The organism is Streptomyces sp. NPDC043176 (assembly GCF_056436715.1).
Window position 1 is genome coordinate 15,768 of record NZ_JBWKCA010000023.1, and the last position, 16,672, is coordinate 32,439.

The 16,672-nt window shown below is 72.6% G+C and carries 15 protein-coding genes; all 15 read left to right on the forward strand.

Annotated elements, in window-relative coordinates; all coding sequences use genetic code 11:
• Window positions 1–209: 209 nt before the first annotated feature.
• The 15 genes from AC067A_RS29820 (at window position 210) to hpnH (ending at window position 16,666) form a co-directional block, all read left to right on the forward strand.
• Entirely contained in the window at window positions 210–2,021 is a 1,812-nt protein-coding gene (locus AC067A_RS29820; protein WP_479245923.1) for a DUF5941 domain-containing protein, read from the forward strand.
• Window positions 2,018–2,755: a phosphocholine cytidylyltransferase family protein gene (locus tag AC067A_RS29825; RefSeq protein ID WP_479245675.1), complete on the forward strand. Its 738-nt coding sequence runs from the start codon at window positions 2,018–2,020 to the stop codon at window positions 2,753–2,755. The genes AC067A_RS29820 and AC067A_RS29825 overlap by 4 nt, the downstream gene beginning before the upstream one ends.
• Window positions 2,743–3,804 (forward strand): iron-containing alcohol dehydrogenase family protein, encoded by a 1,062-nt coding sequence (locus AC067A_RS29830; protein WP_479245677.1) that lies wholly within the window; start codon window positions 2,743–2,745, stop codon window positions 3,802–3,804. The genes AC067A_RS29825 and AC067A_RS29830 overlap by 13 nt, the downstream gene beginning before the upstream one ends.
• On the forward strand, window positions 3,782–4,561 hold the full coding sequence (locus AC067A_RS29835; protein WP_479245679.1) for a CDP-alcohol phosphatidyltransferase family protein: 780 nt from the start codon (window positions 3,782–3,784) through the stop codon (window positions 4,559–4,561). The genes AC067A_RS29830 and AC067A_RS29835 overlap by 23 nt, the downstream gene beginning before the upstream one ends.
• Before the next feature lie 47 nt (window positions 4,562–4,608).
• The gene (locus AC067A_RS29840) at window positions 4,609–5,454 is read left to right on the forward strand and encodes a glycosyltransferase family 2 protein (RefSeq protein WP_479245925.1); all 846 of its coding nucleotides are present in this window, start codon (window positions 4,609–4,611) and stop codon (window positions 5,452–5,454) included.
• A 49-nt stretch (window positions 5,455–5,503) separates the two neighbouring features.
• Window positions 5,504–6,433: an ABC transporter permease gene (locus tag AC067A_RS29845; RefSeq protein ID WP_362557823.1), complete on the forward strand. Its 930-nt coding sequence runs from the start codon at window positions 5,504–5,506 to the stop codon at window positions 6,431–6,433.
• The gene (locus AC067A_RS29850; RefSeq protein ID WP_479245681.1) at window positions 6,426–7,211 is read left to right on the forward strand and encodes an ABC transporter ATP-binding protein; all 786 of its coding nucleotides are present in this window, start codon (window positions 6,426–6,428) and stop codon (window positions 7,209–7,211) included. Before AC067A_RS29845 ends, AC067A_RS29850 begins: the two co-directional genes overlap by 8 nt.
• Before the next feature lie 110 nt (window positions 7,212–7,321).
• Complete coding sequence (locus AC067A_RS29855) at window positions 7,322–7,972, forward strand: TetR/AcrR family transcriptional regulator (RefSeq protein WP_479245683.1); 651 nt, start codon at window positions 7,322–7,324, stop codon at window positions 7,970–7,972.
• Between the two features lie 302 nt (window positions 7,973–8,274).
• A complete protein-coding gene (gene hpnC / locus AC067A_RS29860) occupies window positions 8,275–9,186 on the forward strand; it encodes a squalene synthase HpnC (protein WP_479245684.1) in 912 nt (303 codons plus the stop codon).
• The gene (gene hpnD, locus AC067A_RS29865) at window positions 9,183–10,133 is read left to right on the forward strand and encodes a presqualene diphosphate synthase HpnD (RefSeq protein WP_479245686.1); all 951 of its coding nucleotides are present in this window, start codon (window positions 9,183–9,185) and stop codon (window positions 10,131–10,133) included. Before hpnC ends, hpnD begins: the two co-directional genes overlap by 4 nt.
• 286 nt (window positions 10,134–10,419) lie before the next feature.
• Entirely contained in the window at window positions 10,420–11,775 is a 1,356-nt protein-coding gene (gene hpnE / locus AC067A_RS29870) for a hydroxysqualene dehydroxylase HpnE (RefSeq protein WP_479245927.1), read from the forward strand.
• On the forward strand, window positions 11,772–12,872 hold the full coding sequence (locus AC067A_RS29875) for a polyprenyl synthetase family protein (protein ID WP_479245688.1): 1,101 nt from the start codon (window positions 11,772–11,774) through the stop codon (window positions 12,870–12,872). Before hpnE ends, AC067A_RS29875 begins: the two co-directional genes overlap by 4 nt.
• Window positions 12,873–12,979: 107 nt before the next feature.
• Entirely contained in the window at window positions 12,980–14,965 is a 1,986-nt protein-coding gene (gene shc, locus AC067A_RS29880) for a squalene--hopene cyclase (protein ID WP_479245690.1), read from the forward strand.
• A complete protein-coding gene (locus AC067A_RS29885) occupies window positions 14,965–15,636 on the forward strand; it encodes a phosphorylase family protein (RefSeq protein ID WP_479245692.1) in 672 nt (223 codons plus the stop codon). Before shc ends, AC067A_RS29885 begins: the two co-directional genes overlap by 1 nt.
• Before the next feature lie 7 nt (window positions 15,637–15,643).
• On the forward strand, window positions 15,644–16,666 hold the full coding sequence (hpnH, locus tag AC067A_RS29890; RefSeq protein WP_479245694.1) for an adenosyl-hopene transferase HpnH: 1,023 nt from the start codon (window positions 15,644–15,646) through the stop codon (window positions 16,664–16,666).
• Window positions 16,667–16,672 lie beyond the last annotated feature (6 nt).

Consider the following 16,672-nt stretch of genomic DNA (forward strand, 5'->3'; position numbering starts at 1 on the left):
GCCCATGATGATCACCGCAGGACGGGCGCAGCCGTACGGACACGGGTGGGCCCGGGGGAGTCCTGACCGCGAAGCCTCGGTGAACTCGGGATCCGGTTCATCCGATAGCCTCAGCCGACGTGTCGCCGCCCGGTACAGGGCGGCACCGCCGTGCCCGGGGCCACCATGAGCCCCGCCGGCCCTCCGTCAGCTCCAAGGAGTGAGTTCGTCTGTCGACCGCCATCCTCACCGGCCCGCCGGCACCCGGATCCTCGCTCGACGGAGATCTGCGGTCGCTCGGCTTCGACGTCCGGATCGCCTCGGGCCCCGAGGAGACCGGAGCCCTGCTGGCCGCCGTCCCGGCGGGTGAGCGCGTCGCGCTCGTCGACCCCCGCTTCGTCGGACACGTGCACGCGCTGCGCCTCGCCCTCACCGACCCCCGGTTCCCGGCCGCGGCCGTGTCCGGCGCGCTCACCGCGCAGAGCACGGCCCGCCCGGCGCTCGCCCGCGCGCTGACCGAGGTCGCGAAGACGCCCGCGGCCCCCGGCACCGGCACCCTCACCGACGACCTCACCGACACGCTCGCCGCGGCCCTCGACGCCGGCGGCGTCGCCGTGCACCGGCCCGCGCTCGGCACCCTCGTCGCCACCGTGCCCACCGACGCCGAGGCCCGCCACCGGGCGCGCGCCGCCGTCGACGCCGTCGACGACGAGGCCGTCCGCCTCCGCACCGCCGTCAAGGCGCACGACGGCTTCTTCACCACCTTCTTCATCAGCACGTACTCGCGCTACATCGCCCGCTGGTGCGCGCGGCGCGGCCTCACCCCCAACCAGGTCACCACCGCCTCGCTGCTGACCGCCCTGGTCGCGGCCGGCTGCGCGGCGACCGGCGAGCGCGCCGGCTACGTCGCCTCCGGCGTCCTCCTCCTCGTCTCCTTCGTCCTGGACTGCGCCGACGGGCAGCTCGCCCGGTACGCGCTGAAGTACTCGACGCTGGGCGCCTGGCTCGACGCCACCTTCGACCGCGCCAAGGAGTACGCCTTCTACGCGGGCCTGGCCCTCGGCGCGGCCCGCAACGGCGACGACGTCTGGGGGCTCGCGCTCGGCGCGATGGTCCTCATGACCTGCCGGCACGTCGTCGACTTCTCGTTCAACGAGGCCAACCACGACGCCACGGCGAACACCAGCCCCACGGCGGCCCTCTCCGGCCGGCTCGACAGCGTCGGCTGGACCGTCTGGGCCCGCCGCATGATCATCCTGCCGATCGGCGAGCGCTGGGCGATGATCGCCGTCCTCATCGCCTTCACCGACCCCCGGGTCGTCTTCTGGGCGCTGATCATCGGCGGCTCCTTCGGCGCCTGCTACACCACGGCCGGCCGCGTCCTTCGCTCCCTGACCCGCAAGGCGAAGCGGACCGACCGCGCCGCCCAGGCGCTGGCGGACCTCGCGGACTCGGGGCCGATCGCCGAGACCCTCGCGCGGCTCCGCACCCGCGACGCCCGCCGCTACGCGAGCACGCCGCTGCTCGCGGCCCTCGGCGCGGTCGCCGTGCTGGGCTCGGCCCTCGTCCAGGGTGACCCGTGGGTCGCGGTGAGCGGCGCCGTCGCCTACGCGCTGCTGTCCGGACTCGCCGTCTCCCAGCCCCTCAAGGGCCCCCTGGACTGGCTCCTCCCCCCGCTCTTCCGCGCCGCCGAGTACGGCACGGTCCTGGTCCTCGCCGCGCGCTCCGACGCCGCCCAGGCGCTCCCGGCGGCGTTCGGGCTGGTCGCGGCGGTCGCCTACCATCACTACGACACGGTGTACCGCATCCGCGGCGGCACCGGCGCGCCGCCCGCGTGGCTGGTGCGCGTCACCGGCGGACACGAGGGGCGCACGCTCCTGGTGGCCGTCCTCGCCGCCTTCCTGGCGGACCGCGGTGACGACTTCACCCTGGCACTGACCGCCCTCGCGGTCGCCGTCGCGCTCGTGGTGCTCGTGGAGTCCATCCGCTTCTGGGTCTCCTCCGGAGCACCCGCCGTTCACGACGAAGGAGAAACAGCATGATCGGCCTCGTACTCGCAGCCGGTGCCGGACGGCGTCTGCGCCCCTACACCGACACCCTCCCGAAGGCCCTCGTGCCCGTGGACGGCGAGACCACGATCCTCGACCTCACGCTGAAGAACTTCGCCGAGATCGGCCTCACCGAGGTCGCCATCGTCGTCGGCTACCGCAAGGAGGCCGTCTACGACCGCAAGGACGCGCTGGAGGCGAAGTACGGCCTCAAGATCACCCTCGTCGACAACGACAAGGCCGAGGAGTGGAACAACGCCTACTCCCTGTGGTGCGCGCGTGAGGAGCTCAAGCGCGGTGTGATCCTCGCCAACGGCGACACCGTCCACCCGGTCTCGGTCGAGAAGACCCTGCTGGCGGCCCGCGGCAACGGCCAGAAGATCATCCTCGCCCTCGACACGGTGAAGAACCTCGCCGACGAGGAGATGAAGGTCATCACCGCCGAGGGCAAGGGCGTCCAGCGCATCACCAAGCTGATGGACCCCGCGACCGCCACCGGCGAGTACATCGGCGTCACGCTGATCGAGGCCGAGGCCGCCGAGGAGCTCGCCGACGCCCTCAAGGCCACCTTCGAGCGCGACCCCGACCTGTACTACGAGGACGGCTACCAGGAGCTGGTCAACCGCGGCTTCACCGTCGACGTGGCTCCCATCGGCGACGTCAAGTGGGTCGAGATCGACAACCACGACGACCTCGCGAAGGGCCGTGAGATCGCGTGCCAGTACTGACCCGGCTGATCCCCTCGCCGGTCGTCGTCGACATCCGCAGGGGAGCGCTGGACGACCTGTCCGCGCTCCTCGCGGACCAGCGGATCTCCAGCAACGGCAAGATCGCCGTCGCCATCAGCGGCGGCTCCGGCCTCAAGCTGCGTGACCACTTCGCCCCCGAGCTGCCGGGTGCCGACTGGTACCCGGTCTCGGGCGGCACGATCGACGAGGCCGTCAAGCTCGCCGACGCCATGCGCGGCCAGCGGTACGACGCGGTCGTCGCCCTCGGCGGCGGCAAGATCATCGACGTGACCAAGTACGCGGCGGCCCGGGTCGGGCTGCCGTTGGTGGCCATCGCCACCAACCTGTCGCACGACGGGATCTGCTCGCCGATCTCCACGCTGGACAACGACAACGGACGCGGCTCCTACGGGGTGCCCACCCCGATCGCGCTGGTCATCGACCTCGACGTGATCCGGGACGCCCCCGTGCGGTACGTCCGCTCCGGCATCGGCGACGCGATCTCCAACCTGTCCGCCATCGCGGACTGGGAGCTCTCGCACCGCGAGACCGGCGAGAAGGTCGACGGTCTCGCGGCCGCCATGGCCCGCAGCGCCGGCGAGGCCGTGCTCCGCCACCCCGGCGGCGTCGGCGACGACGACTTCCTCGTCACCCTCTCCGAGGGCCTGGTGATGTCCGGCATCGCCATGTCGATCAGCGGTGACAGCCGTCCCTCCTCGGGCGCCTGCCACGAGATCAGCCACGCCTTCGACCTGCTCTTCCCGGCCCGCGCCGCCAGCCACGGCGAGCAGTGCGGCCTCGGCGCGGCCTTCGCCATGCACCTGCGCGGCGACCGCGGCGGCTCCGCGCTGATGGTCGACACCCTGCGCCGGCACGGACTGCCCGTCCGGCCGGAGGAGATGGGCTTCACCGTGGACGAGTTCGTCCAGGCGGTGTCCTTCGCCCCGCAGACCCGGCCGGGCCGCTTCACCATCCTCGAACACCTCGACCTGTCCGACGACGAGATCAGGGACGCGTACGCCGACTATGCAAAAGCCATCGGTAGCTGAGCTCCGACCGGTCGTCCACCCCCCGGGCGTGAAGGACCGGCGGAGCGGCGAGCACTGGGGCGGGCGCCTGTACATGCGGGAGATCTCGCTCAGGATCACCCGTCAGCTCGTCGGCACCAAGGTCACGCCGAACCAGCTCACGTACGTGATGACCCTCGCGGGCGTCCTCGCGGCCCCGGCCCTGCTGGTGCCCGGGATCCCCGGGGCGCTGCTGGGCGCGCTCATGGTCCAGCTCTACCTGCTGCTCGACTGCGTCGACGGCGAGGTGGCCCGCTGGAAGAAGCAGTACTCGCTGGCCGGTGTCTACCTGGACCGGGTCGGCGCCTACCTGTGCGACGCGGCCGTGCTCGTCGGCTTCGGCCTGCGCGCCGCCGACCTGTGGGGCTCGGGCGGCGCGGACTGGCTGTGGGCGTTCCTCGGGACCCTCGCCGCCCTCGGCGCCATCCTGATCAAGGCCGAGACCGACCTCGTCGGCGTGGCCCGCCACCAGGGCGGCCTGCCGCCGGTGAAGGAGGCGGCGTCCGAGCCGCGCTCCTCCGGCATGGCGCTGGCCCGCAGGGCCGCCGCGGCGCTGAAGTTCCACCGGCTCGTCCTCGGCATCGAGGCCTCGCTGCTGATCGTCGTCCTGGCGATCGCCGACCAGATCCGCGGCGACCTCTTCTTCTCCCGGGTCGGCGTCGCCGTCCTCGCCGGCATCGCCCTCCTCCAGACCGTGCTGCACCTGGTGTCGATCATGGTCTCCAGCAGGCTGAAGTGAGGCCGGCCGTGAGTACGCCGCTCAAGGTGGGTGCCGTCGTCATCACGATGGGCAACCGCCCCGACGACCTGCGCGCGCTGATCGACTCGGTCGCCAAGCAGGAGGGCGACCCGGTCGAGGTCGTCGTCGTCGGCCAGGGCGCCCCGGTCACCGGGGTGCCCGACTGGGTCCGCACCGTCGACCTGCCCGAGAACGTCGGCATCCCCGCCGGCCGGAACGTGGGCATCGAGGCCTTCGGCCCCGGCGGCACCGACGTCGACGTCCTGCTCTTCCTCGACGACGACGGACTGCTCGCCCACCCGGACACCGCCGAACTGGTCCGGCAGGCCTTCACCGCGGACCCCCGCCTCGGCATCATCAGCTTCCGCATCGCGGACCCGGAGACCGGCGAGACCCAGCGCCGGCACGTGCCGCGACTGCGCGCCTCCGACCCCATGCGCTCCTCGCGGGTGACCACCTTCCTCGGCGGCGCCAACGCGGTCCGGACGAAGGTCTTCGCGGAAGTCGGCGGTCTGCCCGACGAGTTCTTCTACGCGCACGAGGAGACGGACCTCGCCTGGCGGGCGCTCGACGCCGACTGGATGATCGACTACCGTTCCGACATGGTGCTGTTGCACCCCACCACCGCCCCCTCCCGTCACGCCTCGTACCACTTCAACGTGGCTCGCAACCGAGTGTGGCTGGCACGTCGCAATCTGCCCGCGCCCCTGGTGCCGGTCTATCTCGGCGTCTGGCTGCTGCTCACCCTGGCCCGGCGGCCCTCGCTCCCCGCGCTGAAGGCATGGTTCGGTGGATTCCGCGAAGGCTGGGCGGCCCCCTGCGGACCGCGCCGCCCCATGAGGTGGCGTACGGTGTGGCGGCTGACCCGGCTGGGTCGCCCCCCGGTCGTCTGACATCGTGGTACCCGACGTGCCGCGCATCTTGCACACGAAAGTTTCGACTGTGAGTGACACACACCAGGGCGGGGCGGTCGCGACGAGCGCGCCTCCGTCCGTCGACGAGGGCCTGTCCTCGGCCGCGCTGGCCGCGAAGTACGGCCTGTCGGTCAGCGGTGCCCGACCCGGGCTCCTCGAGTACGTCCGGGACCTGTGGAGCCGGCGCCACTTCATCGTGGCGTTCTCCTCGGCCAAGCTGACCGCCCAGTACAGCCAGGCGAAGCTGGGCCAGGTGTGGCAGGTGGCGACCCCGCTCCTGAACGCCCTGGTCTACTACCTGATCTTCGGGCTGATCCTCGGCGCCGGCAAGGGGCTGTCCAAGGACGTCTACATCCCGTTCCTGGTCACCGGCATCTTCGTGTTCACCTTCACCCAGAACTCCGTGATGGCGGGCGTCCGGGCGATCTCCGGCAACCTGGGCCTCGTCCGGGCCCTGCACTTCCCGCGCGCCACGCTGCCCATCTCCTTCTCGCTCCAGCAGCTCCAGCAGCTGCTGTTCTCGATGATCGTGCTGGTGGCGGTCGCGATCTCCTTCGGCAGCTACCCCTCGCTCCGCTGGGTGCTGCTGGTCCCCGCGCTGTTCCTGCAGTTCGTGTTCAACATCGGCCTGGCCATGATCATGGCGAGGATGGGCGCCAAGACGCCCGACCTCGCCCAGCTGATGCCGTTCGTCATGCGCACCTGGATGTACGCGTCGGGCGTCATGTTCTCGATCCCCGCGATGCTGGCCGACAAGCCCGCGTGGATCGCCGACGTCCTCATGTACAACCCGGCGGCCGTCTACATGGACCTCATCCGCTACTCCCTGATCGAGGGCTACGGCGCCGAGAACCTGCCGTCGCACGTCTGGATGACCGCCCTCGGCTGGGCCCTGGTCTTCGGCATCGGCGGCTTCGTCTACTTCTGGAAGGCCGAGGAGAGGTACGGCCGTGGCTGACCGCAACGACTCCCACGTTCCCACCGTCATCTGCGACGACGTCCACATCGTCTACCGGGTCAACGCCGGCGGCGGCGGCAAGGGCAGCGCCACCGCGGCGCTCAGCCGGATCGTCGGCAAGGGCAAGGCCGAGGTCAGCCGGGGCGTCCGCAAGGTCCACGCGGTCCGCGGCGTCAGCTTCACGGCCTACCGCGGCGAGGCCATCGGCCTCATCGGCTCCAACGGCTCCGGCAAGTCCACGCTGCTGCGCGCCATCGCCGGCCTGCTCCCCACCGAGAGCGGCAAGGTCTTCACCGACGGCCAGCCCTCGCTCCTGGGCGTCAACGCGGCCCTGATGAACGACCTCACCGGCGAGCGCAACGTGATCCTGGGCGGCCTCGCCATGGGCATGAGCCGCGAGGAGGTGCGCGACCGCTACCAGGGGATCGTCGACTTCTCCGGCATCAACGAGAAGGGCGACTTCATCAGCCTGCCCATGCGCACGTACTCCTCCGGCATGGGCGCCCGGCTCCGCTTCGCCATCGCGGCCGCCAAGAACCACGACGTCCTCCTCATCGACGAGGCCCTGGCGACCGGTGACCGCAAGTTCCAGATCCGCTCCGAGGAGCGCATCCGCGAGCTCCGCAAGGAGGCCGGCACGGTCTTCCTGGTGAGCCACAGCAACAAGTCCATCCGGGACACCTGCGACCGGGTGCTCTGGCTGGAGAAGGGTCAGCTCCTGATGGACGGCCCCACGGACGAGGTCCTCAAGGCGTACGAGCGGGAGACCGCGCGCTGAGTCCCGCGCCGAGCCCCTGCCGGATACATCCGGTAGGGGCTCTTCCGTTTTCCGCGCGTCGCGCCCCGCCCCGGAATGTTCATGCGGTCAACATCGGGCAGGATGAGCCCATGGCAGCGATCTCGGGGGGCAAGACCTATCACCACGGCGATCTGCGCAACGCGCTGATCTGCGCGGCCGTCGACCTCGCCACCGAGGGTGGCCCCGAACGGGTCGTCCTGCGCGAGGCGGCCCGCCGGGTCGGCGTCTCGCCCACCGCCGCCTACCGGCACTTCGACGGACGGGGCGAACTGCTCCGGACCGTCAAGATCCACGCCCAGCGGGCCCTCGCCGACTCCATGGAGCGGGCGGCCGCGCGCGAGCCCGGCGCCGACGACCCGGCCCTCGCGGCCGAACGGCGGCTGGCCGCGCTCTGCCGGGGGTACGTCGGCTTCGCCGTGGCGCAGCCGGGTCTGTACCGGGCCGCGTTCTGCGTCGTCCGCCCGGCGGGTCCCGACGAGCCGGTGCCCGAGTGCCGGGCCGCCGAGCCGGAGATCCGGGCGTTCACCCTGTTCGGGGAGGCCCTCGACGCGCTCGCCAGGGCGGGCACCGCCCCCCGCCGGGACGTCCGGCCGTCCGCCGGCGCCGCCGCGTGGTCGGCCGTTCACGGACTGTCACTTCTGCTGCTCGACGGCCCGCTTCGCCGCCTCCCCGCCCAGCGCAGGAACGCCGTCGTCGAGACCACCCTCGCCATGGTCGTCACCGGCGCCCGCGTCCCCTGACGGTCAACTCCCTTTCGAATCGGCAGGGTTGACGGCCCGTACGGGTGAGCCGCCGGGCGTCGGCCACCCCGGAATGGCGATGGTCGTCGTACAACGTAAGCTGGACCGGTCTGATTCGCGGCAAGTAGGGCCATTCCCCACCGCCATCGGGCCTCCGGGCGGCGGCTCTACGGGAAGGGGTCGGCGGCGTGTCCGAAATAGGATGGATTGGCTCCGCAGTGTAGAACGGGAGACGTGACGGCCATGACGCAGAATCTCCAGCTCCACGAGGGTGTCGCCGTCCCTCCGTCGGGCAGTGACCTGTGACGGACACCCGGCAGGCGCGCCCCGACGCCTCCTCGCGCGCCACACTCGGCAAGGCCGCGGACGAGAACTTCCCCGTGGCCCCCTTCTTCCTGCCCCGCGCCTGGCGCGACGACCTCATGGCCGTCTACGGCTTCGCCCGCCTGGTCGACGACATCGGCGACGGCGACCTCGCCCCCGGCGGCGCCGACGCCCGGCACCTCGGCGTGGACCCCCAGCGGGCCGAGGACCGGCTCGCCCTCCTCGACGCCTTCGAGGCCGATCTCCACCGCGTCTTCGACGCGACGCCCCGCCACCCGCTGCTGCGCGCGCTCCAGCCGACCGTACGGCGGTGCGGGCTCGCCCCCGAGCCCTTCCTCGGCCTGATCGCGGCCAACCGCCAGGACCAGCTGGTCCGCCGCTACGAGACGTACGACGACCTCCTCGCGTACTGCGAGCTCTCCGCGAACACCGTCGGCCGGCTCGTCCTCGGCATCACCGGCACCGGGACGCCGGAGCGGATCCGGCGCTCCGACGAGATCTGCACCGCCCTCCAGATCGTCGAACACCTCCAGGACGTCGCCGAGGACCTCCGCCGCGACCGGATCTACCTCCCCGCCGAGGACCTCGAGCGCTTCCACGTCAGCGAGAGCGACCTCGCGCGGCCGACCGCGGGAGCCTCCGTCCGCGCCCTGATCGCCTTCGAGGCCGAGCGGGCCCGCGAACTGCTCCACGCCGGCACCCCGCTCATCGGCAGCGTCGACGGCCGGCTCCGCCTCCTGCTCGCCGGATTCACCGCCGGCGGACTCGCGGCGCTCGACGCGGTCACCGACGCCGGATTCGACGTACTCAGCGGCCCACCGAAGGCCACCAAGCCGAGCCTGATGCGCCAGGCGGGAGCGGTTCTGCTCCGGGCGCGGAAAGAGGGGTGAGCGCGACCGTGGAGGCACAGCCCCAGCCGTCCGCACCGGTACAGGCCGCCTACAGCTACTGCGAGGCGGTCACCGGGCAGCAGGCCCGTAACTTCGCCTACGGGATCCGGCTGCTGCCGGCCGATAAGCGCCAGGCGATGTCCGCCCTGTACGCCTTCTCCCGGCGGGTCGACGACATCGGCGACGGCACCCTCGCGCCCGAGGCCAAACGGGAACGGCTCGAGGCCACCCGGGTCCTGCTCGACCGGGTGCGCGCGGGAGAGGTCGACGACGACGACACCGACCCGGTCGCCGTCGCGCTCGCCGACTCGGCCCGGCGCTTCCCCATCCCGCTCGGCGGCCTCGACGAACTCATCGACGGCGTCCTGATGGACGTGCGCGGCGCGACCTACGAGACCTGGGACGACCTCAAGGTCTACTGCCGGTGCGTCGCGGGCGCGATCGGGCGGATCTCCCTCGGCGTCTTCGGCACCCAGCCCGGCGCCACGGGCGCCGACCGGGCCCCCGAGTACGCCGACACCCTCGGCCTCGCGCTCCAACTCACCAACATCCTCAGGGACGTCCGCGAGGACGCCGGCAACGGACGCACCTACCTGCCGTCCGACGACCTCGCCAAGTTCGGCTGCGGGGACGGCTTCGGCGGCGAGACGATGCCCACCGGCTCCGACTTCGCCGGGCTCGTCCACTTCGAAGTGCGGCGCGCCCGCGCCCTGTTCGCTGAGGGCTACCGGCTGCTCCCCATGCTCGACCGGCGCAGCGGCGCCTGCGTCGCGGCCATGGCCGGCATCTACCGGCGCCTCCTCGACCGGATCGAGCGCGACCCCGAGGCCGTGCTGCGCGGCCGCGTCTCGCTGCCGGGCCGGGAGAAGGCGTACGTGGCGGTGCGCGGCCTGTCCGGCCTCGACACCCGCACCATCGCCCGACGGACGGTCAGGAGGCGTGCCTGATGGGCCCGAACACCTCCGCCCGCCGGGCAACCTCCGACGCCTCCCCGGCGTCCCTGCCGGGGGCGGCCGCACCCGCCACGGCCGCGCCCGGGACGCACCCGTCCGCGCCGATCCCGCCCGTGACGACCCGAACGGAGGCCCTGTGACGACCGACGGAACCGAGCGGAACGCCCTGCCGGAGACCGACGCGCCGGCCGCGGGCACCGAGCCGGCCCCCCGCGCCACCCGCGCCGGCCACCCCGGCGACCCGCGGACCGGCGCGGGCGGCGACCGGCGACGCCACGCCGTGGTCGTCGGCGGCGGACTCGCCGGGATCACCGCGGCGCTCCAGCTCGCCGACGCGGGCGTCCGCGTCACCCTGCTCGAAGGCCGCCCCCGGCTCGGCGGCCTCGCCTTCTCCTTCCGCCGGGGCGAGCTCACCGTCGACAACGGCCAGCACGTCTACCTGCGCTGCTGCACCGCCTACCGCTGGTTCCTCGACCGGATCGACGGGGCCCGGCTCGCGCCCCTCCAGGACCGGCTCGACGTGCCCGTCCTCGACGTCGGCCACCCCCGCGGGCCACGGCTCGGCAGGATCCGCCGCGACAGCCTCCCCGTACCGCTGCACCTCGCCCGCAGCCTGGCCACGTACCCCCACCTGTCCCTCGCGGAGCGGGCCTCCGTCGGACGGGCCGCGCTCGCCCTGAAGAAGCTGGACCCCGCCGACCCGGCGCTGGACGGCATCGACTTCGCCACCTGGCTCGGCCGGCACGGACAGTCCCCGCGGGCCGTCGAGGCGCTGTGGGACCTCGTCGGCATCCCCACCCTCAACGCCCCGGCCCCGCAGGCCTCCATGGGGCTGGCCGCGATGGTCTTCAAGACCGGCCTCCTCTCCGAGCCCGGCGCCGCCGACATCGGCTGGGCCCACGTCCCGCTCGGCGAACTCCACGACACCCGGGCCGCGAAGGAGCTCGACGCCGCCGGCGTCCGCACCGCGCTCCGCACCAAGGCCGAGCGGATCTCCCGTACGGGCGACGGGCGTTGGGCCGTCGACGTACCCGGCGAGACGATCACGGCGGACGCGGTCGTCCTCGCCGTGCCGCAGCAGGAGACCCACGGCCTGCTGCCCGACGGAGCCCTCGACGACCCCGACCGGCTCCTCGACATCGCCACCGCGCCCATCCTCAACCTGCACGTCGTCTACGACCGCAAGGTGCTGAAGCGGCCCTTCTTCACCACCCTCGGCTCCCCGGTGCAGTGGGTCTTCGACCGCACCGACTCCTCCGGACTCACCGGCGGCGGCCAGTACCTCGCCATCTCCCAGTCCGCCGCACAGGACGAGATCGACGAGCCCGTCGCCGCCCTGCGCGAGAAGTACCTCCCCGAGCTGGAGCGGCTGCTGCCCGCCGCCCGCGGCGCGGGGATCCGCGACTTCTTCGTCACCAGGGAGCGGACGGCCACGTTCGCCCCCACCCCGGGCGTCGGGCGGCTGCGCCCCGGCGCCCGCACCGGGGCGCCCGGCCTCTACCTGGCCGGGGCCTGGACCGCCACCGGCTGGCCCGCGACCATGGAGGGTGCCGTCCGCAGCGGATTCAGCGCCGCGGGCGCCGCGCTCTCCGCCTTCGGCCGCCGCCATGACCATCCGCTGCAGGAGGCGGCATGAGTGTGAGTACCGGAACAAGAGGAGAGACCGTGCCGACTGTGCCGCCGGGTAATCCGGCCGTCGACACCGCGGACGTGTCCGCACTGCTGGAGCGGGGGCGGACCCTGTCCACCCCTGTACTGCGGGCGGCCGTCGACCGCCTCGCGTCGCCCATGGACACCGTGGCCGCCTACCACTTCGGCTGGATCGACGCCCACGGCAACCCCGCCGACGGCGACGGCGGCAAGGCCATCCGCCCCGCGCTCGCCCTGCTGTCGGCCGAGGCCGCGGGCGCCGCGCCCGAGATCGGGATCCCCGGCGCCGTCGCCGTGGAACTCGTCCACAACTTCTCGCTGCTCCACGACGACCTGATGGACGGCGACGAGCAGCGCCGCCACCGCGACACCGTCTGGAAGGTGCACGGGCCCGCGCAGGCCATCCTCGTCGGCGACGCGCTCTTCGCCCTCGCCAACGAGATCCTGCTCGAACTCGGCACCGTCGAGGCCGGGCGGGCCACCCGCCGGCTCACCACGGCCAGCCGCAAGCTCATCGACGGGCAGGCCCAGGACATCTCGTACGAGCACCGCGAGCGGGTCACCGTCGAGGAGTGCCTGGAGATGGAGGGCAACAAGACGGGCGCCCTCCTCGCCTGCGCCGTCTCCATCGGCGCCGTACTCGGCGGCGCCGACGAGCGCACCGCGGACAAGCTGGAGGAGTACGGCTACCACCTCGGCCTCGCCTTCCAGGCCGTCGACGACCTCCTCGGCATCTGGGGCGACCCGGAGGCCACCGGCAAGCAGACCTGGAGCGACCTGCGCCAGCGCAAGAAGTCCCTCCCCGTGGTCGCGGCCCTCGCCGCCGGCGGCGAGGCTTCGGAGCGGCTCGGCGAGCTGCTCGCCGCCGACGCCAAGTCCAACGACTTCGACAGCTTCTCCGAGGAGGAGTTCGCCTTCCGGGCGGCCCTCATCGAGGAGGCCGGGGGACGCGAGTGGACCTCCCAGGAGGCCCGCCGCCAGCACGCCGTCGCGATCCGGGCGCTGAACGAGGTGGACATGCCCGCCCCGGTGCGGGCGCAGCTCACCGCCCTGGCCGACTTCGTGGTCGTACGGAAGAGATGATCACCATCACCCTGATATGAGTTCGCGGTCGCCGGCCGGTGCCCTCCGGCGCCGGCCGACGGCAGACCCGCAGAAGCAGAAGAATCCGACTGCGCAAAGGGGAAGCCATGACAGCGACGACCGACGGAAGCGCCGGGGCCGTGGGCCCCCGGGCGGCCGCGGCCAGCACGACGCACGACACCGACGCCCCGGCGCCGGACCTCGACGAGACCGCCGCGCGGGCCGCGGAACGGGCCGCCGAGCACCTGCTCGCCCGCCAGGATCCGGCGGGCTGGTGGAAGGGCGACCTGGAGACCAACGTCACCATGGACGCCGAGGACCTCCTCCTCCGCCAGTTCCTGGGCATCCTGGACGCCGAGACCACCCGGGCGGCGGCCCTGCACATCCGCCGCCAACAGGGCGAGGACGGCGCCTGGGCGACCTTCTACGGCGGCCCGGGGGAGCTCTCCGCCACCGTCGAGGCCTATGTGGCGCTCCGCCTCGCCGGAGACCCGCCCGAGGCCCCGCACATGGCCCGGGCCGCCGCCTGGGTCCGCACCCGGGGAGGGATCGCCGCCGCCCGGGTCTTCACCCGGATCTGGCTGGCCCTCTTCGGCTGGTGGCGCTGGGAGGACCTTCCCGAGCTGCCTCCCGAGCTGCTCTTCCTGCCGAAGTGGTTCCCGCTCAACATCTACGACTTCGGCTGCTGGGCCCGGCAGACGATCGTGCCGCTCACCGTCGTCTCCGCCAAGCGCCCGGTCCGTCCGGCGCCCTTCCCGCTCGACGAGCTGCACACCGACCCCGCCCGGCCGAACCCGCCGCGGCCCCTGGCCCCCGCGACGGGCTGGGACGGGCTCTTCCAGCGGCTCGACAAGGCGCTGCACGTCTACCACCGGATCGCGCCGCGCGCGCTGCGCGGGACGGCGATGAAGGTCGCCGCGCGCTGGATCGTGGAGCGGCAGGAGAACGACGGCTGCTGGGGCGGCATCCAGCCCCCCGCCGTGTACTCGATCATCGCCCTCCACCTCCTCGGCTACGACCTCGGGCACCCGGTCATGCGGGCCGGCCTGGAGTCGCTCGACCGGTTCGCCGTCCGGCGGGAGGACGGCTCCCGCATGGTCGAGGCCTGCCAGTCACCCGTCTGGGACACCTGCCTCGCCACCATCGCGCTCGCCGACGCGGGACTCGGCCCCGACCACCCGGCGCTCGTGAAGGCCGTCGACTGGATGCTCGACGAGGAGATCACCAGACCGGGGGACTGGGCGGTGCGCCGCCCCGGACTGCCGCCGGGCGGCTGGGCGTTCGAGTTCCACAACGACAACTACCCCGACATCGACGACACCGCCGAAGTGGTGCTCGCGCTGCGCCGGGTGGCGCACCCCGACCCCGAGCGGGTCGAGGCGGCCGTCGCCCGGGGCACGCGCTGGACGCTCGGCATGCAGTCGCGGGACGGCGGCTGGGGCGCCTTCGACGCCGACAACACCAGCCCCTTCCCCAACAAGCTGCCCTTCTGCGACTTCGGCGAGGTGATCGACCCGCCCTCCGCCGACGTCACCGCCCACGTGGTGGAGATGCTCGCCTACGAGGGCCTCGTCGACCACCCCCGCACGCGTCGCGGGATCGAGTGGCTGCTCGCCGCGCAGGAGCCCAACGGCGCCTGGTTCGGCCGCTGGGGGGTCAACCACGTGTACGGCACGGGCTCGGTCCTCCCCGCCCTCGCCGCCGCCGGCCTCCCCCTCTCCCACCCGGCGGTCCGCCGGGCCGTCGAGTGGCTCGGGTCCACGCAGAACGACGACGGCGGCTGGGGCGAGGACCTCCGCTCGTACAAGGAGGAGGAATGGGTCGGGCGCGGCCCCTCCACCGCCTCCCAGACCGCCTGGGCCCTGATCGCCCTCCTCGCCGCGGGCGAGCGCGACTCCGAACCCGTCCGCCGCGGCGTCGCCTGGCTGACCGGGACCCAGCGCGAGGACGGCTCCTGGGACGAGCCGTACTTCACCGGCACCGGCTTCCCCTGGGACTTCTCCATCAACTACCACCTGTACCGGCAGGTGTTCCCGCTCACCGCGCTCGGGCGGTACGTGAACGGCGAGCCCGCGCCCCGCAAGGAGCGCTGATGGGCCGCGAACCGGGCTCCGGCGGCGCCCCGCCGCTGCTGATCGCCTGCGCGCTCGGCATCGAGCAGTTCGCCCTGCGCAGCGGGGACCTCGGCGGCGCCCCCGGCCGGGTGACCGTACTGCGCACCGGCATGGGCCCGGACCGGGCGCGCCGGGCCGTGGCCCGGACCCTCGGCGAGGAGCGGTGGCGGGACGCCGCCGTCATCGCCTCCGGGTTCTGCGCCGGACTGGCTCCCGGCATGCACCCGGGCGACCTGATCGTCGCCGACGAGACCCGGGGGCCCGACGGCGCCACGCCCTGCACCGGCACCGACCTGCTGGTGAAGGCCCTCGCCAGGGCGGTGCCCGGGCGGGCCGTGCACACCGGGCCGCTGACCGGCTCCGACCACGTGGTGCGCGGCCCCGAGCGGACCGCGCTGCGGGCCGGCGGCGCGATCGCCGTCGACATGGAGTCCGCCACCACGCTCCGCACCGCCCGGACCACCGGCGCCTTCGGCGACGGGCCGGACGCCCGCCCGGTTGCGGCCGTCCGGGTGGTCGTGGACGCTCCGGAACATGAACTGGTCCGGATCGGCACGGTACGCGGGGGAATATCAGCCTTCCGCGTCCTTCGTGCCGTCCTTCCCGCGTTCTTCGAATGGCACCGTTCTTTGCTGCTCCCCAGGAGGTGAACGAGTTATGGCCATGCCGCTCCGTCAGTCCATCAGGGTCGGGACCTACCTCTTCGAACAGAAGCTCCGCAAGCGGGACAAGTTCCCGCTGATCGTCGAGCTGGAGCCGCTCTACGCCTGCAACCTCAAGTGCGAGGGCTGCGGGAAGATCCAGCACCCGGCGGGTGTCCTCAAACAGCGCATGCCGGTCGCCCAGGCGGTCGGCGCGGTCCTCGAGTCCGGTGCGCCGATGGTGTCCATCGCCGGCGGCGAGCCGCTGATGCACCCCCAGATCCACGAGATCGTGCGCCAGCTGGTGGCCCGGCGCAAGTACGTCTTCCTGTGCACCAACGCGCTGCTGCTGCGCAAGAAGCTGGAGAACTTCACCCCCTCCCCGTACTTCGCCTTCGCCGTGCACATCGACGGCCTGCGCGAACGGCACGACGAATCCGTCGCCAAGGAAGGCGTTTTCGACGAGGCGGTGGCCGCGATCAAGGAGGCCAAGCGGCGCGGATTCCGGGTCACCACCAATTCGACCTTCTTCAACACCGACACTCCGCAGACCGTCATCGAGGTGCTCAATTTCCTCAACGACGACCTCCAGGTCGACGAAATGATGATCTCGCCCGCCTATGCCTACGAGAAGGCCCCCGACCAGGAGCACTTCCTCGGCGTCGAGCAGACCAGAGAACTCTTCAAGAAGGCCTTCGCCGGAGGCAACCGCCGCCGCTGGCGGCTCAACCACTCGCCGCTCTTCCTGGACTTCCTGGAAGGAAAGGCCGACTTCCCCTGCACCGCCTGGGCCATTCCCAACTACTCCCTCTTCGGCTGGCAGCGCCCCTGCTATCTGATGAGCGACGGCTACGTCCCCACGTACCGCGAACTCGTCGAGGAGACCGACTGGGACAAGTACGGCCGGGGCAGGGACCCGCGCTGCGCCAACTGCATGGCGCACTGCGGCTACGAGCCCACCGCCGTCCTCGCCACCATGGGCTCCCTCAAGGAGTCCCTGCGCGCGGTCAGGGAGACGGTCTCCGGGAACAACGGGTGAGGCGGC

Excerpts from the sequence above, each read along its gene's own strand:
- AC067A_RS29875 (WP_479245688.1), top strand. The coding sequence starts at position 11,772 with ATGAGTGTGAGTACCGGAACAAGAGGAGAGACCGTGCCGACTGTGCCG.
- AC067A_RS29825 (WP_479245675.1), top strand. The coding sequence starts at position 2,018 with ATGATCGGCCTCGTACTCGCAGCCGGTGCCGGACGGCGTCTGCGCCCC.
- AC067A_RS29855 (WP_479245683.1), top strand. The coding sequence starts at position 7,322 with ATGGCAGCGATCTCGGGGGGCAAGACCTATCACCACGGCGATCTGCGC.
- AC067A_RS29835 (WP_479245679.1), top strand. The coding sequence starts at position 3,782 with ATGCAAAAGCCATCGGTAGCTGAGCTCCGACCGGTCGTCCACCCCCCG.
- shc (WP_479245690.1), top strand. The coding sequence starts at position 12,980 with ATGACAGCGACGACCGACGGAAGCGCCGGGGCCGTGGGCCCCCGGGCG.
- AC067A_RS29885 (WP_479245692.1), top strand. The coding sequence starts at position 14,965 with ATGGGCCGCGAACCGGGCTCCGGCGGCGCCCCGCCGCTGCTGATCGCC.
- hpnH (WP_479245694.1), top strand. The coding sequence starts at position 15,644 with ATGGCCATGCCGCTCCGTCAGTCCATCAGGGTCGGGACCTACCTCTTC.
- AC067A_RS29840 (WP_479245925.1), top strand. The coding sequence starts at position 4,609 with ATGGGCAACCGCCCCGACGACCTGCGCGCGCTGATCGACTCGGTCGCC.